Annotated in this window: 14 protein-coding genes; 5 read left to right on the top strand and 9 right to left on the bottom strand. The window is 41.2% G+C overall.

What is annotated here, in order from left to right; genetic code table 11:
- Positions 1 to 27 precede the first annotated feature (27 nt).
- Genes K0S23_RS12330 through K0S23_RS12320 form a run of 3 tightly spaced genes read left to right on the top strand, consistent with a single transcriptional unit; the run spans position 28 to position 5,461 of the window.
- A complete protein-coding gene (locus K0S23_RS12330) occupies positions 28 to 1,242 on the top strand; it encodes a hypothetical protein (protein WP_300357789.1) in 1,215 nt (404 codons plus the stop codon).
- A complete protein-coding gene (locus tag K0S23_RS12325; protein WP_300357786.1) occupies positions 1,239 to 1,856 on the top strand; it encodes a hypothetical protein in 618 nt (205 codons plus the stop codon). The genes K0S23_RS12330 and K0S23_RS12325 overlap by 4 nt, the downstream gene beginning before the upstream one ends.
- Positions 1,841 to 5,461 (top strand): ATP-binding protein, encoded by a 3,621-nt coding sequence (locus K0S23_RS12320; protein ID WP_300357783.1) that lies wholly within the window; start codon positions 1,841 to 1,843, stop codon positions 5,459 to 5,461. Before K0S23_RS12325 ends, K0S23_RS12320 begins: the two co-directional genes overlap by 16 nt.
- A gap of 80 nt (positions 5,462 to 5,541) precedes the next feature.
- Here the strand turns inward: K0S23_RS12320 and K0S23_RS12315 are convergent, their stop codons facing one another.
- From K0S23_RS12315 to K0S23_RS12275, 9 genes are all read right to left on the bottom strand, one after another.
- Positions 5,542 to 7,473, bottom strand: a complete 1,932-nt coding sequence (locus K0S23_RS12315) for a DUF2341 domain-containing protein (protein ID WP_300357780.1) — start codon at positions 7,471 to 7,473, stop codon at positions 5,542 to 5,544.
- Positions 7,474 to 7,591: 118 nt separating this feature from the next.
- Positions 7,592 to 9,364, bottom strand: a complete 1,773-nt coding sequence (locus K0S23_RS12310; protein ID WP_300357778.1) for a PA domain-containing protein — start codon at positions 9,362 to 9,364, stop codon at positions 7,592 to 7,594.
- Positions 9,365 to 9,540: 176 nt separating this feature from the next.
- Positions 9,541 to 10,305 carry a succinate dehydrogenase/fumarate reductase iron-sulfur subunit gene (locus K0S23_RS12305; RefSeq protein ID WP_300357775.1) on the bottom strand — a complete coding sequence of 255 codons (765 nt, stop codon included), beginning with the start codon at positions 10,303 to 10,305 and terminating at the stop codon, positions 9,541 to 9,543.
- A gap of 49 nt (positions 10,306 to 10,354) precedes the next feature.
- Positions 10,355 to 12,367 (bottom strand): fumarate reductase/succinate dehydrogenase flavoprotein subunit, encoded by a 2,013-nt coding sequence (locus K0S23_RS12300; protein WP_300357773.1) that lies wholly within the window; start codon positions 12,365 to 12,367, stop codon positions 10,355 to 10,357.
- Positions 12,368 to 12,384: 17 nt separating this feature from the next.
- Positions 12,385 to 13,305, bottom strand: a complete 921-nt coding sequence (locus K0S23_RS12295; protein WP_300357771.1) for a succinate dehydrogenase cytochrome b subunit — start codon at positions 13,303 to 13,305, stop codon at positions 12,385 to 12,387.
- Positions 13,306 to 13,479: 174 nt separating this feature from the next.
- A complete protein-coding gene (locus K0S23_RS12290) occupies positions 13,480 to 15,249 on the bottom strand; it encodes an MFS transporter (RefSeq protein WP_300357769.1) in 1,770 nt (589 codons plus the stop codon).
- Between the two features lie 129 nt (positions 15,250 to 15,378).
- Positions 15,379 to 16,038 carry an SCO family protein gene (locus K0S23_RS12285; RefSeq protein WP_300357766.1) on the bottom strand — a complete coding sequence of 220 codons (660 nt, stop codon included), beginning with the start codon at positions 16,036 to 16,038 and terminating at the stop codon, positions 15,379 to 15,381.
- A 44-nt stretch (positions 16,039 to 16,082) separates the two neighbouring features.
- On the bottom strand, positions 16,083 to 18,491 hold the full coding sequence (locus K0S23_RS12280; RefSeq protein WP_300357764.1) for a TonB-dependent receptor: 2,409 nt from the start codon (positions 18,489 to 18,491) through the stop codon (positions 16,083 to 16,085).
- Between the two features lie 72 nt (positions 18,492 to 18,563).
- On the bottom strand, positions 18,564 to 20,723 hold the full coding sequence (locus tag K0S23_RS12275; RefSeq protein WP_300357762.1) for a PKD domain-containing protein: 2,160 nt from the start codon (positions 20,721 to 20,723) through the stop codon (positions 18,564 to 18,566).
- A gap of 369 nt (positions 20,724 to 21,092) precedes the next feature.
- Between K0S23_RS12275 and K0S23_RS12270 the strand changes: the two genes are divergently transcribed.
- The gene (locus tag K0S23_RS12270) at positions 21,093 to 22,136 is read left to right on the top strand and encodes a M42 family metallopeptidase (protein ID WP_300357759.1); all 1,044 of its coding nucleotides are present in this window, start codon (positions 21,093 to 21,095) and stop codon (positions 22,134 to 22,136) included.
- Positions 22,137 to 22,155: 19 nt separating this feature from the next.
- Complete coding sequence (locus tag K0S23_RS12265) at positions 22,156 to 23,187, top strand: hypothetical protein (RefSeq protein ID WP_300357756.1); 1,032 nt, start codon at positions 22,156 to 22,158, stop codon at positions 23,185 to 23,187.
- Positions 23,188 to 23,235: the final 48 nt, after the last annotated feature.

The following is a 23,235-nucleotide window of genomic DNA, read 5'->3' as shown; positions in this document are numbered from 1 at the left end:
TCTGCCAATTTACGTTTTATTCCTAATATGAAAAAATCTTTAATCATTCTTTTTGTGCTGTTTAGTATTTCTATTTATGCCCAGAATTTTGAAATTCCGGGGTTGAAACAGCCTTATTATGATATACTTGAGTGGAAGGGAATCGGTGCTTTGACATTGAGCCGCGATCCTACCTTAACCCAGAAGCAAGTTGATTTAACAATGGTTTCAGGAGCAGGCGAGAGTTCCTGGCAGCAAGTATATAATCCTATTGCGAAGGAGACTTTCTTTATCTCGGAAGACGGTGGCAAATATGCTTACTTTCTTGAAAACCTAGAATTGAAAGACAATAAGGTATTTGTTCATCAATTAAGTGCCGCAGGGAATATTAAGGTCATGAACTTAAATTTCCTTACTCCCTTGAAGCGCCTGGGGAGTTTCAGTCCATCGGATTTGTATCTGACGGATATCATTACAACCGAAAAAGCTCTTCTTTGGATGTTTAGGCACAAGGATAAAGAAAAATTAACCACCATTGCTGTCTCCATGACACATCATAATTTCAATATGTATGCTTTTGTGGTGTCGGAGAATATCGTCAGCTCTTCTAAAATTGAAGATCAGATCTCCTGGTATGTTGCAGGGGAAAAGGGGGAGAATTGTCTGTTTGCTGCGCGTCTGCATGCGGGAAAAGAAGCCGGTTGGAAAGTGAAAGAATTCAATCCGAAAGGAATATTGGTTTCGGAACAAGTGCTGGAACAGACAGGGACAAACTTTATCGCACATACCCGGGTTGGTTTCGGAAGAAGAGGCAGCGCATTGTTAAAGCGAAGTGAACCGAATGAAAAGGGCACTTTGGTATATGCTAACGGTGCGTATTATGTAGGTGGTATTGAAATGAACGGAACCACCGCGAACCTGATCAGCTACAAGATTGACGGTAAAAAATGGAATAAGGTTTGTGAATCCGTTTGTGCTGTTTACAACGCGAAAAAAGAGTTGGAAGTTGGTTGTTTCAGGATGGAAGAAGGAATTGGCTGGTATGTGAATTCTGCCAGGTCAGAAGGGCATTTTCACAGCTTTACATCAGGTACAGGAATCGTATCCGGAAGCATTGATCAGGCAACTTCTAATCCAAGCCGTTTGCTTACTGCGGAATTTCCAAGTAAATTTGTAGTTGAATTGGATACGAAATGGTTGGTTTTTGATACCAAGCAATTTCCAACAAAAAGCAGTTTAATCTTCGAATATAAACAGAAATGATAATTGGAATTTGTGGTGGCAGCGGGTCTGGAAAAACGACTCTTTTAAAGCGCTTGGCGGCATTTTATGGTGAACTTCATCCAACCGTTTTTTCCATGGATAATTATTATTTGCCCATCGATCAGCAGCTGTCGGATGCAAATGGACATATAAATTTCGATCTGCCAACTGCTTTGGATAAAAGCCGTTTGATAAACGATTTGCGTGATCTGAAAGAAGGAAAATCCATTGAAGTGAAGGAGTATCATTTTAATGCTCCCCCGAATAAAAATGTATTGATCACTTTGGATCCGTCCCCGATTATCATTGTTGAAGGACTGTTTTTGTTTCAATATACGGAAGTGAACGAGTTATTGGACTTTTCAATTTTTATGGATGTTGATCCGGATGTTCAATTGGACAGAAGATTGTACAGAGATTTGGAAACCAGGGGATACTCGCGGGAAGAAATTATGTATCAATGGAAAAATCACGTGGTTCCCTGTTACAACCAATACCTTGCCCCATATATTCATTTAGCTGATTTTGTCTTTGAGAATGACCAACAGGCTGACTTGGAATTTGAAAGACTTATTCAAATGCTGACGCCCAAACTATTATGTTTAAAGGAATAATTCAATTTTTTGCCAGAAGAGGATATGTACTAATATTAAGTGCGTGTTTTCTGCTGTTGATAGGATTGATATTCAGCTTAAAAAGGTCCGGTTTACAAGATCTTCAGAAATTTCAAAGCGTTTTTTTATCCCAGACCGACAAAGCAAAAGATCAGTTGGATGCGATTCCGAGTGATTGGAAAAAGCTTAGTAAAGGTACTTTCTCCAAAAAATACAACAACCTCGAAAACACCCTGTTTATTCATGTATACCATGGGGATTCTTTGGTTTTTTGGAACACCAATAAATGCCCGGTAAACCGGTTTGCCGATTTGCATTTCCCTACAAAGGGAATTGTTCAGTTGCAAAACGGATGGTATTATACCCAATTTAAGAAGGAGGGTGACGAGATCTTTGTGGTGACTTTTGGAATCAAACGTGTCTTCCCGATTACCAATGATCAGTTAAAAGATTACTTTTTTCAACCTTTTCCGGCCATTCACGGAATGATTTCTTTGGTTGCGGATAAGGACAACAGCATTTATGACAAACATGGTGAAGCAATCTTTGGTATTCACCGCACAGACCAAAGTCCGGATAACGACAGCTTATTAACCATCATTTTTGCTGACATTTTAATTATTTTCCTCTTAATTTCTTTAAAGATAAACGGAACCCTGAAAACAAATCCGGCGCGATTGATATATGTTTTGACCGTTCTTGTTGTCCGGTATCTTGCACTGCGCTTTGATTGGTTCGAGTGGATGGAAAATACATCTTTGTTTGATCCCGGGTTAATGGCCTTGAATAATTGGCTTCCGAATTTTGGAGAAGTCCTTATTTGGCTGGTTTCTTTACTGATGATCTTTCCTTCTCTCGGTAAAATGGTTTTAAGTCAGAAGAATAAGTTTGTCGGCTATTTTCTCTTGCTGCTGATTCCTGTTCTCATGATGGTTTTCCCGCAAATCGTCAAATTAATTATTGTCAATTCTACGATCCCGATCAATTTAAGCGAAATCCTGAAACTGAATATTTTTTCAATTGTATTCATTTTTATTCTTGGGCTAAGCTCTTTGTTTATTATCCGCTTTTACCTGGCTGTTATAGGAAGATGGAAACTTACAAATCCAAAGAGGATGGAGGTGATTGGAGTTCTTCTGCTTGTGTTTGCTTCTGTCATCATTGCTAATGAATGGATCTTCAGGTTACATGGTTTTTGGATAATCTGGATGTTCTCACTTCTGATCATTTCATTGATCGTTGTATTTCGTTTTAAACAAACCTGGAGTTTCACGTTTTATTTATTGGCGACATTTCTTGTTTCGTTTGGAATAACCATGAATCTTGAGATGGAGGCGAAGAAGAAAGAACGGGAAGAACGTCTTCTTTTTGCTAATCAATTGGCAGATGACCGTGATTTCAATGCAGAAGTAGATTTTATAAAAGCAAAGGAAAAACTGATCTCGGAACCTTTTCTTAAGCGGCTTTTTCAGCATGATACAAAACCCAGCTTTTCCGAATTAAAGGAAGCAATGGAATACCAGGTCTTTAAAGGTTACTGGGATCGTTATGATGTTGATTTTTATTACTATTTGGAAGATAGTTCCGGGCTTCGATTGAATGGAATTTACAAGAAACAATTGACTGAGCTGATTGAAAGACATGGGATCCGCTCTGAAATTGACACCAGTTTGTACTATGTAAAGGATTACACCAGTCAATTTAATTATGTGTTTTATCTGCCCCTTGAAAGACACGGAGTAAAGGTTGACTTTTTCGGAACCATGAAATCAAAACGGATTCCCGAAAAAATTGGCTTTCCCAGACTCCTGATCTCAAAACAAACTGCTGTCTTTGAATCCCTGGAACGCTATTCCATTGCCAAATACTTTAATGACCAATTGGTTCTGAACTATGGTGCCTACAGTTATCCTACGGATCTGAACATTTTTACGGATCAGAATTACGGCGGACATCAGTGGTATGAAAAAGACGGTTTTGAGCACCTGATTTTTAAGAAGTCAAAAACGGATGCAATTATTCTTAGTAAAACCATCCCTTCCTGGTTGTCCTATCTGACTACCACTTCCATCTTGTTGGTTTGTTTTGGGGCCATGCTGGCACTGGTTTTACTATTGAGACGATTGAGCGAGGTAAGGGTTTCAAATGGAATTTCAATGATTACTAAGATCCAGCTTGTCCTGATCGGATTGATCGTGATCTCTCTTGCCGGGTTTAGTGTTGCCAGTACAACGATGCTTAGCGGACAATACCGGAGTTATTCAACGGACCAGATTCGCGAAAAAGTGAAATCGGTTATTAACGAAATCAACTCCAGGCAACGGTTTATTTCGGAGAAATTCAGCGATAAAAACCAAGAGGAATTGGATTACCAGTTGAGACGATGGTCGAAAGTCTTTCTTGCTGATATTAACTTATACCAGTCCGATGGGATCCTGGCCGGAACTTCCCGGACAAAGATCTACAACATGGGCCTGTTAAGCGAACAGATGAATCCGAAGGCTTTGTATGAATTGCAGTTCAAAATGAGATCGGAGTTCATTCATGAAGAGAATATCGGTTCCTTGGTTTATTTATCCGGATACGTCCCTGTGTTTAATCACGAAAATGAGTTGCTTGGTTACCTGAATATTCTTCATTTTGACCAGCGAAATGTGTTCGAAGATCAGTTGAGGCAGTTTTTCGTTGCGATCCTGAATGTATTTATGCTCTTGCTGGTTTTATCCATTTTGGTAGCACTTTTGGTTTCTTCCTGGCTAACGGGACCACTCATGTTATTGAGAAAGAGCTTTTCCCAGTTTGAGTTGGGTAAGAATAGTCTGCAGATAAATTATAAAGCACAGGATGAAATTGGTTCTTTGGTTGCAGAATACAATCACAAGTTGAATGAACTTGCGGATGCCGCCGCTAAATTAGCTCAGTCAGAGCGTGAAAGTGCCTGGAGGGAAATGGCTAAACAAGTAGCTCATGAGATTAAAAATCCGTTGACACCGATGAAATTGAGTGTACAACACCTGCAACGTGTTTTTGATCCCAATGATCCGAAATCGGCAGAGCGAATTGAGCGGGTTACAAATTCTTTGATCGAGCAGATTGACGCTTTGACTCATATTGCAAACGAATTCTCAAATTTCGCGAAGCTGCCTCAACCGGTTATTGCAGAAATTGATCTGGTAAGCCTGTTAAAGGCTGTAGTTGCATTATTTGACGGGGACGGGAATGTGCATGTCAAATTGGAATTGGAGGTGTCAGAGCCACAAATAATTGTTCCGGGTGATAAAGAAATGTTGCTGCGGGTTTTGAACAACCTGGTATCAAACGGTATCCAGGCAGTTTCTATGAATAGCGTTGCACAGATAGTTATTTCCTTGGAGACTGGCGATGATCTTGTTTTTGTTCGGGTAAAGGATAATGGTACAGGAATTCCCAAGGATCAGGTGCAAACGATTTTTGAACCATACTTTACAACGAAATCTACCGGAACGGGGCTAGGATTGGCCATGGTAAAACAGATCGTGGAAACGCATGCAGGAACCATTGTAATCGAAGAGACTTCGCCATCAGGTACAACCGTTTTGGTTTCGCTTCCAAGATTAATGGAGTGATAAAAAAATAACGACGATAAAAAACACAGTAGGGACGTGATGTATCGCGTCCCTACTTATAAATTATTCCGTCATTAATTTTATTGGATCACAAATCGGATCACTTTTGTCCTGGATTGCAGGTAATAGGATCCTGCTCCTAAAGTGGTGACATCAATTTGCTTATTCACTCCGGCAACAATGTTTTCTTTTTGAACCACGTTTCCGACCACATCAATGATCTTTACCTCCTGTGAACTCGATGATTGAATATTCAGGTTGCCGCTTGTTGGGTTGGGAAATAAGGAAAGATTGTCAATTTCATTCCATTCTTCCATGCCAACAGTAGCTATGACAATGCAATTGGAAAGTTCGGAACACGAGCCGATTGTCGAAATAGCGGCGTAACTTCCGTTTTGGGTAACTTCATAGAAAGAACCGGTAGCTCCTGGAATCGGAGTATTTCCATTCAGGCAATCTACCCATTGGTATCCGTCTGCACCTAAATCAGCAACCAGGGTTAAGCCAATTTGCTGAATTTGAGAATCAATCTCTCCCTGGAAAGTCAATATGCTTGTGATAATACTGTCACAATTGGAAACTCCCGCAAGTGTATCGATGTATGTCCCGTCTGTGGTATAAGTGTGTGTTCCGATCTGGTAACTTTCTCCGAAACATTTGTAGATAGGACGCGTTAGATAAACAGGAGTATGAAATAAAATCTGAATGGAATCATAACTGTGACATCCGTTACCATCGGTAGTTTGAACATGGTAGGTCGTGGTTGCCTGCGGAGAAACGATCAACGAATCAGCCGTTGAGTTGTCATCCCAAAGAGCATTATAAGCCGTGTCGACTGTTAGTTCGGACCATTCACCATTACAAACAATGGTTGCAGTAGCCTGCAGGTTTGCTACCGGTAAAGTTCCGACATTCAATGTGATGGAATCTGTTCTGCTGTAACCGCAGGCATCGGTAATGCTGACATAATATTCCAAAGTATCCGAAGGGGATGCGATCGGCTGTATGATCGTGTCATTGTTGATTCCTGCTCCGGTCCACTGAAAATCAAAAGGGGAGTCTCCTCCCAGGATGGTTAGTGGAATTGTAATGGAATCGTTAAAACAAATGAAGTTTTCATCCGGCATACTTGTTTTGAAATAATCCAATTCATAAGTAGGAGCGGGGCTTACGTTCGTTTTGGAGTAATACCAAAAATCGGGATATCCGTAATGAATATTATTCAGATAATTTGTTGGAAAGGTGTTTTGATCACAGCCATTGCAATAGCGCATATCCAGGTAGGTTAAATGTTGACCGATCTGGGAGTTTGAAGGGCCAAAGTAATAACCGTCGGATCCTCCTTGGTGCATCTCAATGAGGTATTGAGTACCCTGAGTCAACCAGATCGGGGAAGCTAAATCCTGGTAGGAGTATTGTGCTGCTGGTCCGCTTACTTGCATTTGTCGCAGGATTGCCTGTGTAGCAACATCGAAAAGTGTAATGTAGCGAGTCGATCCGTTGGGTTCGTTTTTCCCGAAGGACGTTACAAGCAGGTCTTCATTAGCCGCAAATCTCAAACCGCGTTGTGAGTCTGTAACCCCACCTGCGGCACCACCGCTTACACTGTCCGTGCATGAGTGCGGTCCGATGAAAGTACCGTTAATAGCGGAAATTGCCGTTGCAGAAGCATTTCCGTAGTTCAGATAAATGGTTTTCCCCCCGTTTGCCGGAATGCTGTCTATTTTGACCCAGATTTGGGTAGTTGCGGTATTGATATCTGATTCGATCCAATAATTTAACAAGGTTCCTCCGTTACATTTGGTAGAGAATCGAATGTCATCTCCGTTTGCTGACATCTCGCCGTTTGAGATCGGTGTTTGAGTATCAATAGTGACTTTCAATTGATAATTCGTAACAAGGTTTCCGGAATGTTCAACAATTGTAATGGGCTGACTATGGGTCCAGCCGGGAATTTGTGAAAATCCTGAAAAGCTTAGCAGAAGCAAAGTTAGTATCAGTGAATGTTTCATAAGTAAAAATTTTTTTGCGAATATAGGAATCAAATCGCAAACAGAAGAATCTAAAAATGAGGCAAAAAAAAACCAACCAGTCAGCTGACTGGTTGGTTTTCTCATTTAAGAATTCTTCTTATTTAGATACAACCACGTTAAAGCGGCTTGTAGTACCATTTGAATAGTCTAATGTGAATACGTAAGTACCAGCGTTCATTCCTGCAACAGAAGTTTCGAATTGACCATTTTCAATTTTCACTTGTTGAGCAGAAACCTGACGACCAGCCATATCTACAATTTTCAATGAAGCATCACCTGCAGCGTTTACTCTTACAGTAATTACGTCTTTAGCAGGAATTGGGAATGCAGCAGCGTCAACTGTATTTTCAGCAACGCTTAAGTTCGTACCGGTTCTCATAGCAATAGAAGGAACAGGAAGTCCGCTGAAACCAGCAGGAGTCCATGTACCAACATCTGAACGTAATGGGAAACGAACCAAATCATCCGAATTCATAGCCAAGTCATAGTGATCAGATGTACTGAAGCCCATGTATACTTCAGGAATAAAGTTGTTGATACACAATAAGTACGTCTGGTTATTTGCCAATTGGTAATTAGGAGCGCTTGTGATTGGCATGAAAACTGTTTTTTCATGCTCAGCATCAGCAGGATCCGGGTAGATATAAGCACCACCCGCAACCTCACTCAATTGAGTGAATGTACCGGCAGTAACTGTTTGATCAGCATCATTCCAGGTATACAATGTCCAAGTTACTTCAACACCATCCAAAGATACAGTTGAATCTGTAGCACCAACAGTCATACCACCAAAAATAACACCATCCATTTTAAGTCTTCCGGCATTCGGATCTTTTAAAACGATACAAGTTTCAAATTGAGTTGTAGGTAAAGTAGCCGGACGGTAGAAGCCGTCTTTTTTAATGGTATCACCTGTAGGGTCAAGTCCAGCTAAAGACCATAATTCAGGATCTAAGCTGAAAATACTTTTGGAAACATTATCTCCCATAAACTCATCAGTAACAGGAGTATTCACGGTGTATGTAACTTCATACAAACCTGCAGTATAAGAAGCTGCCGAATACGTAGAAGTAGTCATAAACATGGAATCTCCTGAAGGGATATTCGCCGCAGCCGAAGTGTTTGTATACACTTGTGTTCCGTCTCTTGTGATAACAGTTGTTAAAGTAACACCTGTTTGATTGTTATTACCGTAGTTGTAAACCCATGTTCCCGGGCTTAAAGAAAATTCAGAAGCATTTTGTGCCAAAGCCAATGGTTTTGAACCAAAGTTTGCTCTTACTGAACTTGTTTCAAATGCAGTTAAATCATCATCGTAGTAACCTGTTTTGTCACCGATCATTACAACTACATCGTCACCGTTAGTGATTGCATTTTTGATTGCAACACCTGTAGCCAGGTTAACCATTATAACCGGAATAGTAACCGCAGCACCTTCAGTACCTCCGTTCATTGCAATTGTTGTTGCATCACGGTTTACAATAATTACTGCGACAGCACCCGCATTTGCACACATTTGCGCTTTAACACCGAATCCACAAGCACCAATTGGCGGGTTTCCTCCGTCACCACGGAATACCATAGCGACTTTTCCGGCCAAACTTCCTGCCGGTAATGCATTACAACCTGTAGCCGATGCCGGGTTTCCCTGTGCATTTAAGCCCAGAGTTCCGTCATTAGGGATTACAACTGTGTCAATAACCGGGGGTAAACCTGCTAAAGTAGCTGTTCCCCAGCTTGATCCGTCTCCATTTGATTTAAAATCATAGAATCCTTCGATTGATGCAGGAGCTTCAACTGAGAATATCACTTGTGACATAGCAGTCGAACCAACTAACACTAACCCAAGGGAAAGTAAAAGTTTTTTCATAACATAAGTAAATTAAAGATGGACTAAATGTAACGAAAAATTAACAAACAAAAAATTTTTGTTTGAATAAACTTATTTATTACCCAGCTGATTTTGAGCCGTTAAATGTCCCGGACCGGAATGAAACAGAAAAGGCTTCGCATTTGCGAAGCCTTTTGATAGTATATGAGAAAAAATTACTCTGCAGTAACCATCGCTCTGAAATATTCGCGGTTCATGCGGGCAATGTTCTCCAATGAGATCTCTTTCGGACATTCAACAGCGCATGCACCTGTATTGGTACAGTTACCGAATCCTTCTTCATCCATTTGTTTTACCATGTTCAGAACACGCTGATGTGCTTCAACCTGTCCCTGTGGCAACAAAGCCAGCTGAGATACTTTAGCCGAAACGAATAGCATTGCAGAAGCGTTTACACAACTTGCAACACAAGCTCCACAGCCGATGCAGGTTGCAGCTTCAAACGCTTTGTCAGCTTCTGCCTTTCCGATCGGAATAGCATTTGCATCCATGGTGCGTCCGGAGGTGTTTACCGAAACGAAACCACCGGCTTGCTGTATACGGTCAAATGCAGAACGGTCTACGACCAAATCCTTAATGACAGGGAATGCTTTTGCTCTCCACGGCTCAACATAAATAGTCTCGCCATCTTTGAATTTACGCATGTGCAGCTGACAAGTTGTGATAGCGCGGTCCGGACCATGAGCTTCTCCATTGATGTACAAAGAGCACATTCCGCAAATTCCTTCGCGGCAATCGTGGTCAAATGCGATCGGTTCCTGGCGTTCGTTTACTAACTGCTCATTCAATTGATCCAGCATTTCCAGGAAAGAACTGTCCGTTGAAACGTTGTCCAATTTGTATGTTTCCATACTCCCTTTCGAATTCGCATTCTTTTGACGCCAAATCTTCAGGTTTATATTTATTGTTTTTGATGCCATCTCTCAATATTTTAAACATAGGAACACGTGCATCGCGTTCCTACAATAATTATTTATAATTTCTCGCTGCTATCTTAATAAACTCGTACTTCAATTCTTCCTTATGCAGAATAGACTGGTTAATGTCCATCCCGGCGTATTCCCACGCACCGGCAAATTTAAAGTTCTCATCATCGCGCAATGTTTCACCTTCTGCATCCTGGTACTCCTCACGGAAATGACCTCCGCAGGATTCGTTGCGCTGTAAAGCATCTCTTGCCATCAACTGGCCCAGTTCCATAAAGTCTGCAACACGAAGTGCTTTTTCCAGTTCCGGGTTCAGTTCATTTGCATCTCCGGGAACGAAAACATCTTTGTAGAATTCTTCGCGTAACGCTGCGATCTCGGCAATTGCTTCTGTCAAACCTTGTGCATTGCGTGCCATTCCAACCTTGTTCCACATAATGTGTCCCAAACGCTTGTGGAAATGATCAACTGTTCTCGAACCATTGTTATTCATGAATTTCGAGATCATTTCTTTTACATTGTTTTCTGCCTCTAAGAATTCAGGTGAGTCGATAGAGATTTTACCGGTACGGATATCTCCCGCCAGGTAGTCAGAAACGGTGTAAGGCAATACGAAGTATCCGTCAGCAAGACCCTGCATTAATGCAGATGCCCCTAAACGGTTGGCTCCGTGGTCGGAGAAGTTTGCTTCACCGGCAACAAAACATCCCGGAATAGTGGACTGTAAGTTGTAATCAACCCAAACACCACCCATCGTGTAGTGAACCGCCGGATAAATTTTCATCGGGGTTTCATACGGGTTCTCATCTGTAATTTTTTCATACATCTGAAACAGGTTTCCGTATTTTGATTCTACCCATTTTTTACCCAAAGCAATGACTTCTTCATCACTTGGATTGTGATTTCCTGCAGCATATGCCGCTTGTTTTCCTTTGGAAATAATTTCCGAAGAGAAATCAAGGTAAACACCTTCCTGTGTTTCATTTGCCTCGATCCCGAATCCTGCATCACAACGTTCCTTAGCTGCACGTGAAGCAACGTCACGTGGAACCAGGTTTCCGAATGCCGGGTAACGGCGCTCCAAATAGTAATCTCTGTCTTCTTCGGCAATTTGAGTCGGTTTCAACTGTCCTGCTCTGATTGCTTCCGCATCTTCTTTTTTCTTTGGTACCCAAATACGACCTGAGTTACGCAATGATTCGGACATCAAAGTCAGTTTCGATTGGTTTGTTCCGTGAACCGGGATACAAGTCGGGTGGATCTGAACATAACAAGGGTTTGCAAAGTAAGCACCGCGTTTGTGTGCTTTCCACGCTGCTGTTACATTTGATCCCATTGCATTCGTAGAAAGGAAGTAAACGTTTCCGTATCCTCCTGATGCAATGATCACGGCATGTGCTGAATGACGCTCAATTTCACCTGTAATTAAGTTACGTGCGATAATTCCACGTGCTTTCCCGTCTACTTTTACCAGGTCGAGCATTTCGTGGCGGTTGTACATCTGTACATTTCCCAAACCGATCTGGCGGGAAAGTGCCGAGTATGCTCCTAACAACAATTGCTGACCTGTTTGCCCTGCAGCATAAAATGTACGTTGCACTTGTGTACCACCGAATGAACGGTTGTCTAATAAACCTCCGTACTCACGTGCAAATGGAACTCCCTGTGCAACACATTGGTCAATGATATTTCCCGATACTTCAGCTAAACGATGAACGTTTGCTTCGCGGGCACGGTAGTCACCACCTTTGATTGTATCGTAGAATAAACGGTAAACCGAGTCACCGTCGTTTTGGTAATTTTTTGCTGCATTGATTCCTCCTTGGGCTGCAATAGAGTGTGCACGGCGTGGAGAGTCCTGGAAACAGAATGCTTTCACATTGTATCCCATTTCTCCCAGAGATGCCGCTGCTGAAGCTCCTGCCAAACCTGTTCCAACAACAATAATGTCAATCTTCGGACGGTTATTTGGAGCAACTAAGCGCAAGTGGTCTTTGTAGTCGGTCCATTTTTGTGAAATGTGGCCTTCTGGTATTTTTGAATCTAGAATAGACATAAGTATTTTTTTGAATGTTATCTATTTAAATAAATCATAACTGGAATAATCGCGAATAACAAGGGAACCACGATTGAAAAGATTTTACCAAGAATATTGATAAACCCGTTGTATCTGATGTGGTTCAACCCCAGTGACTGGAAAGATGAAGCAAATCCGTGCCATAAGTGGAACATCAGAACGAACATTGAAATGACATATAAGATCACAGCCCAAAGTGCCAGATCGTTTGTGGGTTGTCCTTGTTGAGACTGACCGAAGAAGTTCATTACAACAGTATGTAAATCCCTGTACCCTTCACCAACCTGAAGTTCGGCTTTTTTGTCATAAAGATGAGTGCCTTCTTTTACATCCATTAATTCAACATCCTTACCTGTGTTAGGATCGGTGTATGATTTCGGCATATAATCTCCTTTGGTGGTAAGGACATAATTGATCCCGATTTTTTGCTCCATTAACTGTCCCGTCATAGGATTTTGCTGCTGCTCGGTAATCTCCTTATGCAAAATATGCAATGGAACTGTTTCTGCAACTTTTTGCTTGTACCAGAAATTGGCCATGTGCGTACAAATGAAGATCAGGATAAGAGTACCTAAAATCGCCATGTTACGTGAAGCTGTACTTGAATTTGCACTTGGTTTGTTGTAAGCGTAATTCTTGGGACGGGCTTTTTTGTTTTGCACTGCTAAATACAACCCGATAATAGCATGAGCTAAGATTGAAAAGTAGGTCAGATAAGCCAAGATCTTGATAAAGATGTTATGACCCATGAAGTACGCATATTCGTTGAACGCGCGTCTGCCTTCTTCTCCTGTTTTTGTAATTAATTGAAGGTTCCCCAACAAGTGTCCGACGAGAAAGGTAATTAGGAAGAGCCCTGTAAGAGCCATCCAGTATTTCTTTGCTAGTGAGGACGTAAATATTCCAGATTTACTCATAGTGTTTTTAAAAAGTGTTTCAAACGCTACAAATTTAATAGCTAGAACAACCCGAATGAAGCTTTGCCCTTATTTAGAAACAATATAGATTATTTTAGAAAAGTGAGAATTAGCAGGGTATGGAGCCAAAAAAAGCGACTATCTTGCCGCTTTTTGAAAATTTAAATCACTGATTTAATGACTTGCCACATCGCTATCGAGTGAAATGCCTTGTTTTTTCAGCAGCTTATTTACGAAAACCGCAAAGAAGGTTAGATATGCAAAACAAACCGCCCCTACAATAAATGAAGGTTGGATTCCAATGATGTCGGATAATTTGCCTTGAATTGGAGGGATAATTCCTCCTCCCAGGATCATCATGACTAAGAACCCGGAACCTTGAGCCTGGTATTTGCCCAAGCCTGCCAAAGACAGTGAGAAAATACACGACCACATGGTAGAGCAGAAAAGTCCGGCACTAAGGAAAGCATAAATGGATACGATCCCGGTACTGCTCAGACCAATAAGGATACATAACAATCCTAAGCTGCCGAAAATAGCAAGCGAACGTGCAGGTTTGTCTTTTGTCAGGTAAGAAGCAGCAATTTGAATCAGAACACAGATGAAATACCAGTAAAGTGGTTTTACCTGGTATCCTGAAACGATCGACACGCCCAAACTAACTCCCAGGGCAATGAGTGGAACAATGAATTTTAATATCACTTTTGTTTGCAGGGAAAGATTAAAGGCATTAATTGATCCTGACCAGCGCCCGATCATTAAACTTCCCCAATACATTGCAATAAAAGGTGTTGTTTCGGATGATTCATACCCCCCAAAGGCAGGCTGTTTTAATAATTCACTTAAATTACTTCCAACTGCAACTTCCACACCCACATAAACGAAAATGGCCAGCATTCCCAAACTTAGCTGCGGGTATTTCAAAGCTCCCCAACCTGCTTCATTCTTTTTAGCAGAGCGATTAGCAAATAAAATGCCGCCCAATACGAATAATAATCCAGCTGAAAGCCAGATCATTCTGTATTTCTCAAGAGGTTCCTGAATCTTTTTGATCTGAAGTGTTATCGATTCTTTGGTCTCTTGCTGCGCTGCACTTAGGTGTTTAATCGGTTTATTGTCTTCTCCGGTTGTTAACTGTTCCAAATCACCTTTCAATTCTGTCAGTTGCTTTGCTTCATTGGAACGATAGCTGCTCATAACCGGTGAGAAGCATGCGATTAATAATCCGGTTATAACCAACATGGTGACCATGCCTTTTTTGGCTTTATCGGATGTTTCATCAATGGTTTGTTCCAGCTTACCGCTGGGTAATTTTTTAGAGAAAGCGAATAATGCTGCGATTCCAAGAAATAAACAACCGACACATGCGTACAAAATCACCACTTTACTCAGACCCAAAGCCGCAATTTTTTCGTCAGGTATGGCAGCAGTAGTTCCAAAAAGTGCAAGAGAGATGATGATCGGACCGATGTTAGTACCTAAGCTGTTGATAGCCCCACCTAAGTTGATGCGGTTGCTTCCCGTTCTTTCGTCTCCCAATGAGATCATGAACGGATTGGCGGAAGTTTGCTGGAGTGAAAACCCAAGCGCTACAATGAATAAGCCAAATAACATTGCTGCAAAGACATTCAGGTACACAGAGACAATCATCATCGCTGCGCCTAAAGCGGAGAAAAGTAATCCTTGAACAATACTTTTTTTGTAGCCCCATGTGGAAACCAAATCTTTTCCGGTGACAGTACTAAAAACAAACAAACCCAGTGCACCAAGATAATAGGCGCCATAGAATGCAAAATCGATCAATTGGCTTTGAAACTGGTCTAAACCGAAGTAATGTTTACAAAATGGAATAAAAATATTGTTTCCTGCAGCGATGAATCCCCAAAAGAAGAAAACGGTCGTTAAGGTGGAAAGTGCTCCGTAGTTTGTTTTTGTAGTTTGCATGAATTGCGAATTGGATTACCGGTCGAAAATAAGCAGAATTCCCAAACGAATACATGAAATTTTTCAAGTTCCCCCTTCGGAGAGCCTGACCTCTTTAAATTCTGGAGGTATAAAGAGAGCGGATTTTTGTTATTTCTCTTCCAGGAGCTTCCGGATATCTCCAATCAGTTTATCCACTTCTTTGGAATCCGTTCCGTCATAATATCCGCGGATTCTCTTTTTCGTGTCAACCAATACAAAATAGTTTGTGTGAATAAAGTCGGAACCCACATCTCCCTGATTAGCTGCTTCAGCCGGTTTTAATACGAAAAAACTTCTTCGGGCCAACTGGTATAAGTCTTTTTTATCACCGGTAAGAAAATGCCATTGTTTCGGATCAGCCCCGTGACCATCTGCGTAAAGTTTCATTTGTGCAACGGAATCCGTTTCGGGATCAACTGTAAAACTCAAAATTTTGAATGAATCGTTTCCTTTGAATGCTTGTTGCACGCGCTGCATTTCAGCGTTCATTACAGGACAGATCGTTCCGCAGGTGGTAAAGAAATACTCTGCAACGTAAATTTTACCTTTCAAATCCTTCGATCCGTAAGATTTACCGCTTTGGTCTGTAAATGAAAATTGCTGGATGGTATGACCAAAACCTTTGCGGCTTAAATCCTTATCCACCATTTCGGATTCCACGTCAATGGGATTGTATACTTTCAGAGTTTCGTCTTCACCTGGTTTAGTCAGGAAATATGCTATTGTAACACCGGCTACAAAAATGAGAGCAACTATCAGAACACGCATGCTGTTTTTTTACAAAAATACGGCCTAAAGTCTTTCAACGAACATTAATCACCTCCTAATTTCAGCGTATATTGAAGCATTACCGTTCTTGGGGCTTCAATTTTTAGAGGGCGGAGAGAATATGTACTATTCAGAATATTGCTGCCAATAATTGCAAAGCGGTGTTTCTCTCTCAGTAAAAAAGAAATTCGTGCGTCAAAGATCCAGTTACCTTTCCTGTGTGATTCAAAAAAGTCCATGTATTGGATATCCTGCAAAACATCCACATCTTGTGTTAACTGTTCAAAGTCTTTGATGATTGCATCCATATTCACAATCTTGGAAAAGTATTTTGCGCTGAACCCAACTGAGAGTACCTTTTTGTAAACATACTCAAAGTCCATTTTGACATTGTGGAGAAAACGGTATTTCAATACGCGAGAGGCCGAATCTAAAGAAGTGGTGTTGTAAGTAAACTTACGATTAAGGGAATCGGTCGCATACAAATAGTCAGGTGATAAAGTTGTAGGCAAGATATAATTATAACCGGCCAGGAAAGTTAAATCACTTTTTTTACCAATCGCAATGGTTCCTGCAAGTGAGGCATCGATTCCTTTCACACGCGAATTGCCTGTGTTTAAGAACATAAATCCGGCTGAAGAGCCAAGCGCTTCAGGTGTTGTTAATGGTTTCCAGATACCAAACATGTATTCGATGGTGTTTTGGTATTCTTGCCAGAATCCTGCAATATCGAAGAAACTCATTACCGGACCAATTTTGAATCCTTGTTTAATTCCAATTTCAGCATTCCAACTTGTTTCCGGTTTCAGATCAGGGTTTGGAAATACTCCGAAATTACCTACTCCTGTTTGAATAAAGCGCTCGGTAATAGTTGGGAAGCGGTAACCCTGTCCATAAGAAGCTCTTAGGAATGTTGCTTTGTGAACTTTGAAGTTAGATCCGGCTCTGAAAATAGGTTTTAGAGCAGTGGTGCTATCATTTAATTGAAAGTATTCCAGTCTTCCGCCAACAGAAAGTGTTAATCTCTTCCAGAATTTCTTTTCTGCCTGAGCATAAGCAGATAAATTCAGAAGTTGGTTATTCGGACTGCCCGAACCACGATAGATATTGGAATGTGAGTAGGTGTTTTGGACCGTTATACCACCAATGAAATCAACAGGAATGATTTGTTTGATGGATGTTTTGTATTGATAATCGCCGTATAAAACGGTGGACTGATTATCTTGATTAGCAGTAAGTTCGTTTACGGTTCGAAGCATTCTTGTTCTTAAACTGTGTTTGCTTCCTGATTTTGTCGAATAAATAATATAAGGATCAAGATTAAAGATCAACTGATTTTGTAGGAAAACTGCACCGGGATATGCATTGTAAATACCACTTGTGTCATTTAACCACGCAAATACCATGTTGCTTTGAGCGACCATCGCGTTTCCATTTATTCCATAAACTAACCCTTTGGTTTTGATCGAACGTCGAGATAAATTAAAGTTAACGCGGGCGCGTTTGCTAATCATTTGTTTGTTGTTGAAATTGGTGATGGTATCCGCCCAAACAAGAGAATCGGTACTTGGCGGGCCGATATATCCATGATCATAATTGAAATTTCCTCCAATGACAATATCCCATTGTTTGTGTTTGCGGGAATGTAAAAAATTAACTCCGGCAATTAGGGGTGTATCGTCATACCATTTTGAACCTTCCATGGAAGGAGTGCTGTATAAACCGGAATATAAAATTACTTTGGTCAGGGGTTTGGAAGTCGGATAGGCCGTACGAATATTAATAGAGCCGGATAAGGCAGAACTTCCGGAAAGAACAGATGCTGCACCTTTTATTACTTCTACCTGGCTAATATTTTCAACCGGGATAAACCCCCATTCCGGTCTTCCGGCATCACCGGAAAGCATGGGCATATCATCTACTAAAACGGCAACTTTAGATCCTACACCAAAAGTAAATCCGCTACCACCTCTGATTTGAGGCTCACCATCTAAAATATTTAATCCGGGTGTTTGATCTAATGCGGTTTCTATACTTCGTGTATTTTTACTTTCAATCAAACGTGGTTTTAAGATTTCTATTGAAACAGTTTGATCTTCCAGGGGCTTGTCAAACTTTCCAACTTTTATTTCTACAACATCCAATACGGTTGAAATCTCTTCCATCGGAATGTCCAGTTCAATGATACCGTTTTCCGTAACATTGATTTGAATTGTATCGGTATTCATTCCTTCCATCCGGCAAATCAAATTATAAACTCCGACAGGAAGTTCCAGTACAAACTGACCGTTCTCATCTGAATTTGCTCCGTAAAGCTGGTTGGCTTTAACAAAGACCGATGCACCAACTACTGCCTCGCCCTGAAGGTCACGTACCTTGCCGGTAATCCGGCCCGTTTGGGCAAAAATGTACGAAGAAGTCGAAAGTATTAAGATGGAAAGCAAGTACTTCATAAACGGCAGTATTAAAAAGCGAACCACCATCCCGGGTAAGAATGGTGGTTGCACAACAAAGGTATGAAATATTTATTTCTTAACGATGCGGATAGTTTGAACACCTTGTTCCTGAGTTAATTGAAGAACATAGATCCCGTTTTCAAATGCCGACAAATCAATGGTGTTCGCCGTGTTTGAAACAAGTCCGTTCAAAACGACTTGCCCTGAGGCAGAAAGAACTTTAAATCCGTTATTCCCGATGACATTAGACAATGTTAATTTACCGTCAGTTGGATTCGGGTAAACAGAAACAGTTGCAATTTCATTATTCTCAAGTCCTAAACAAGCCTCAACCAGAATAGTGTTTGTAGCTGTGTTTGAACAGGTAGTTGTTGCATCCGTATAAGAGTAAGTAATCGTTTCGGATCCAAGACCTGCTGCTGCGGGATCAAAATTTCCGCCGCTAACTCCTGTTCCGCTATAGGTACCGCCAGCAGGTGTTCCTCCTGATAAAGCAAATGCCGGATTGTAAACACAAACATCCTGGAAAGTTCCTAATGCTACGTTTGGTAACGCATTGACTACTACCGTAAACGTTTCAACATCAGCAGGACAAGAACCCACAGCGGCAATATTGTTTGTTACAGTATATGTTCCGGCTGTACTTGCAGAGAGATCAATTACTCCTGAGTTGGTATTGATGGCCAATCCACCCGGAGCTGCAGAAAAAACTCCTCCGCTTGCTCCTGCACCAAATACCGGACTTGGGTCTGTTGCATCAGTACAATAAGTTCCTTGTGCATAGGTAAACGTAGCATCAGGGGTTGTTGTAAGAGTAATGTTGGTTTGACTTGAATTCGGACAAGCACCTGCCACATCATAAGTAATCGTATAAGTTCCAGCAGTACTTCCGGAAACATTGATCTCACCCGTGGAAGTGCTTACGAATACTAATCCCGCGGGAGAAGAAGAGAAGGTTCCTGCTTCTGCTGTTGTCGGAGTTTGATTTGCACCGGACAAACAAATGGTGTTCGACGGGTAATTGAACGACGCATCAGCTGCAGCATTGATTGTAATGGATGTTGTTTTAGTATCCGGACAAGCACCCGAAGTTGTATTTGTTACGGTATATGTCCCGGCTGTACTAGCTGCCAAGTCAATTACACCTGTCGTTGCATTGATGGACAAACCTGCGGGTGTTGCAGTAAATGTGCCTGCATCAACAACTGTTGGTGTTTGATTCCCTGCATTGGAACAATAAGTCGTCTGGGTATAGCTGAATGTTGCATCATCCGGGTTGCTTACATTGATCGTAACAGGAACAGAGGTAGTGGACCCCCATTGGTTTGTTACGGTCAAAGTTGCGGTGTAAGTTCCTGCGGTTGAATACTGATGAACCGGATTTGCTGTAGTTTCGTTTGGTGACCCGTCACCGAAGTTCCAGGAATAAGAAGTTGGGTAATTAGTAGATGTGTTGGTAAAAGTCACACTCCCTCCGGTACAAATATTCGTTGAAGATGAACTGAAATTTGCTTTAGGTACATAAACCAACTGCATATCGTCAATATGCAATGTGTCACCTGCCGACCCACCTCCCGGGATATTATTTGTTGTAATTGTTGTTATAACAAAAGCGGCATTTGAAGGAGTTCCTACATACGTAAAAGGAATAGAAATCCGTTGCCAGTTGCCACCGGAGTAGGGAAAATTCACCATGGCAGTTGCAATTGTATTGGCTCCGGCAACATGCCAGGGATCCTGATAATTATTTGTGTTGTTGTGAATAACGGTGCTGATTCTTGCCATGTGACCTGCACCCGTATTAGTAGGTTTATATTTTACCCAAATAATAACTGAATCCGGGCTGTCTGTAAATGCTTCCGAATAAGTTCCGCTTCCGGTACTTGAGTAATTGTAATTACTAGTGCTGCTTGCAGTTGTACTACCCATTTCAATTCGGCCCAAAGTCATGTTTCCTTGAGCAATAACACCTAAAACACTTCTCGACCAGATACGAGCAGAATATGACCCGGTTGAACCTGGTCTGACGTTTGTTGATCTATCCATTTGCTGTCCCCCGAAACTGGCCCAACTGCCTGAAGCTGTTTTAAAGCTGTTCCAGTTAACAGGCTCTGCAATCTCTGAGGTTGATGTTTCCCATGCCTCAAGGTTGCTGTTGCCGATTTGTGTTTGAGCAGATACTTGAAGGGTCAGTGGAAGTAATGATAAACAGAGTAAAACTTTTCTCATAGTTTGTTGATTTTAAGATTCAATAAGTGAATCTGGTTTAGTATATCAAATTTAGTGGTTTTATTTAATAGATTCTGTGTTTTCCCAAGATCGAATAAACAGAAAATTGTTAGTACTTAAGATTCGTTCCTTTTCTCTCGGAAAAAGAAAGAATCTCATTGATAATTAAGTTCTTAAACCGATGCTTCGACAATTTGTCTGTTGGGTTTGAATTACCGGGCAAAGCTGCGTAAAGTTACTTTTCAAAGCGCGATTTAATCTTATTCTAATAATGATTACCTGATCACTAACCAGCTTAACAATTCATTAAAGTTGATAATTGACGGATGCACCTGGAATTCTGTTATTTTTGACGCAAAATTACATCTCATGAATAAAAAACTCCTGGCTGAAATATGTAAAACTCCCGGTGCTCCCGGACATGAAGACCGTGTAAGAAAATTAGTCCTGCGTGAAATCGAGTCTCTTTGTGATTCCGTAGAGGTCGATAACATGGGGAATGTATATGGCATCCGCAGAGGAAAATCGGATCAATCTGTTATGATTGGAGCACATATGGATGAAATTGGCTTTATGGTCACTTACATTGATGATAAAGGGTTTATTCGTTTTACAACTTTAGGAGGTTTTGATCCGAAAACTTTAACTGCACAAAGAGTAATTATTCATGGAAAGGAGGATATAATCGGAGTAATGGCTTCAAAACCGATCCACGTTATGACGCAGGATGAGCGAAATAAAGTTGCCAAACTTTCGGATTATTTCGTGGATACCGGCTTGCCGGCTGAAAAGGTGAAAGAACTTGTTTCCATCGGTGATGTAATTACACGTGAAAGGGAGTTCATCGAGATGGGAGAGTGTTTCAACAGTAAATCCCTGGATAACCGTTTGGCTGTTTTCATTGCAATAGAAGTACTGAAAGTATTGAAAGGAAAAGAGCTTCCGAATGATGTGTACATGGTTTTTACTGTTCAGGAAGAAGTAGGTATTCGTGGAGCAAATGTGGCGAGTTTGAACATTAAACCAAAATTTGGTTTTGGTTTGGATACTACTATTGCCTTTGATTTACCCGGAGCAGCAGCGCATGAACAAATTACAAAATTAGGAGAGGGAACTGCTATCAAGATCATGGATGCTTCAACAATTTGTGATCTGCGTATGGTTCGTTATATGAAAGAAGTTGCTGAAAGAAATAAGATCAAATGGCAGCCGGAAATTCTGACAGCCGGAGGTACTGATACTGCAGGAATCCAACGGATGTCTCCGGGAGGATCTATTGCTGGAGCGGTTTCGATTCCAACCCGACATTTACACCAGGTTATTGAAATGGCACATAAAGACGATATCCAGGCTAGTATTGATTTACTGGCTTCATGTTTGTTAGAGCTCAATCAATTTAAGCTGGAATATTAAAAGAAATACAGATTTCAACATGAAAAAAATTATACTGTTCTCAATCCTGGTTTCCGTTTGTACGGTAAACGGATTTTCGCAAAAAGAATCGAAGAAGACCAAGCTTCAATCGTTTCATAGCAGAGCGATCGTGTCTTACAACGTAGAAAATTTATTCGATACGATTGATGACAAGGGGGTGATTGATGAAGAGTTCCTGCCGGAAGGTAAATTGAAGTGGAATACCGAAAGATATAAAGTGAAACTGGATCATTTGGTGGAAGCGATTACGATGAACCTCCCGGAAAACCCGGTTCTGATCGGATTGATTGAAATTGAGAATAGGGGAGTTTTGAATGATTTGAAAAAAACGGGCCGCCTGGGAAAGACAAATTATGAAATTGCCCACAAAGATTCTCCGGATGCAAGGGGAATTGACTGTGGTTTGCTTTATGATAAAAGCTGTTTCAAATTGCTGAAAATGGAAAGTCTGACTGTTTCGATTGATTCGATCCCGGACTTCAAAACACGTGATATTCTTTATGTGAAAGGTGAATTGCAGGGAGGAAAGATCCTACATTTGTTTGTGAATCACTGGCCGTCGCGCAGAGGGGGTGAGGGGTCTGAGATCAGACGAATTCAGGCAGCTGAGGTCGCACGCAAAAAAGTGGATGAGATCTTAAAGGCAGATCCCAAGGCGAACATCGTTTTAATGGGAGATTTTAATGATCACCCGGATAATGTTTCCATTCAGGATGTTTTGAAAGCAAAAGCAGTAAGTGATTCCGGCGCTGATTTGCTTGATTTATTTGAAGATGACCATAAAGCGGGAAAAGGAACACATAACTTCAAGGGTGAGTGGGGTGTCCTGGATCATTTTATTGTGTCGAAAGCACTTTACAATGGGACTAACGGGATTCAGCTCTCTTCCAACGATGGCAAAATTGTGTATGAAGAAAAATTGCTCTTCACGCAAAAGGACGGAAGTAAAAAACCTTCAACAACTTACGGCGGACCAAATTATTACGGCGGTTATTCGGATCATTTACCCATCCAGCTGATTTTAAAATAAGAGCCAGCCATGGCTGGTGATAAAAGACAAGCGTTAGCGCAGTCATAA

The organism is Fluviicola sp. (genome assembly GCF_029266855.1).
In the GTDB taxonomy this organism is placed as follows: domain Bacteria; phylum Bacteroidota; class Bacteroidia; order Flavobacteriales_D; family Crocinitomicaceae; genus Fluviicola.
The sequence above is the reverse complement of the archived record's forward strand: the minus strand, read 5'-3'. Positions and strand labels throughout refer to the sequence as shown.

Bases quoted from the DNA above. Each gene is read 5' to 3' on its own strand.
- K0S23_RS12320 (WP_300357783.1), top strand. From the start codon at position 1,841: ATGTTTAAAGGAATAATTCAATTTTTTGCCAGAAGAGGATATGTACTA.
- K0S23_RS12290 (WP_300357769.1), bottom strand. From the start codon at position 15,249: ATGCAAACTACAAAAACAAACTACGGAGCACTTTCCACCTTAACGACC.
- K0S23_RS12305 (WP_300357775.1), bottom strand. From the start codon at position 10,305: ATGGCATCAAAAACAATAAATATAAACCTGAAGATTTGGCGTCAAAAG.
- K0S23_RS12300 (WP_300357773.1), bottom strand. From the start codon at position 12,367: ATGTCTATTCTAGATTCAAAAATACCAGAAGGCCACATTTCACAAAAA.
- K0S23_RS12275 (WP_300357762.1), bottom strand. From the start codon at position 20,723: ATGAGAAAAGTTTTACTCTGTTTATCATTACTTCCACTGACCCTTCAA.
- K0S23_RS12310 (WP_300357778.1), bottom strand. From the start codon at position 9,364: ATGAAAAAACTTTTACTTTCCCTTGGGTTAGTGTTAGTTGGTTCGACT.
- K0S23_RS12295 (WP_300357771.1), bottom strand. From the start codon at position 13,305: ATGAGTAAATCTGGAATATTTACGTCCTCACTAGCAAAGAAATACTGG.
- K0S23_RS12315 (WP_300357780.1), bottom strand. From the start codon at position 7,473: ATGAAACATTCACTGATACTAACTTTGCTTCTGCTAAGCTTTTCAGGA.
- K0S23_RS12285 (WP_300357766.1), bottom strand. From the start codon at position 16,038: ATGCGTGTTCTGATAGTTGCTCTCATTTTTGTAGCCGGTGTTACAATA.
- K0S23_RS12280 (WP_300357764.1), bottom strand. From the start codon at position 18,491: ATGAAGTACTTGCTTTCCATCTTAATACTTTCGACTTCTTCGTACATT.
- K0S23_RS12325 (WP_300357786.1), top strand. From the start codon at position 1,239: ATGATAATTGGAATTTGTGGTGGCAGCGGGTCTGGAAAAACGACTCTT.
- K0S23_RS12265 (WP_300357756.1), top strand. From the start codon at position 22,156: ATGAAAAAAATTATACTGTTCTCAATCCTGGTTTCCGTTTGTACGGTA.
- K0S23_RS12330 (WP_300357789.1), top strand. From the start codon at position 28: ATGAAAAAATCTTTAATCATTCTTTTTGTGCTGTTTAGTATTTCTATT.
- K0S23_RS12270 (WP_300357759.1), top strand. From the start codon at position 21,093: ATGAATAAAAAACTCCTGGCTGAAATATGTAAAACTCCCGGTGCTCCC.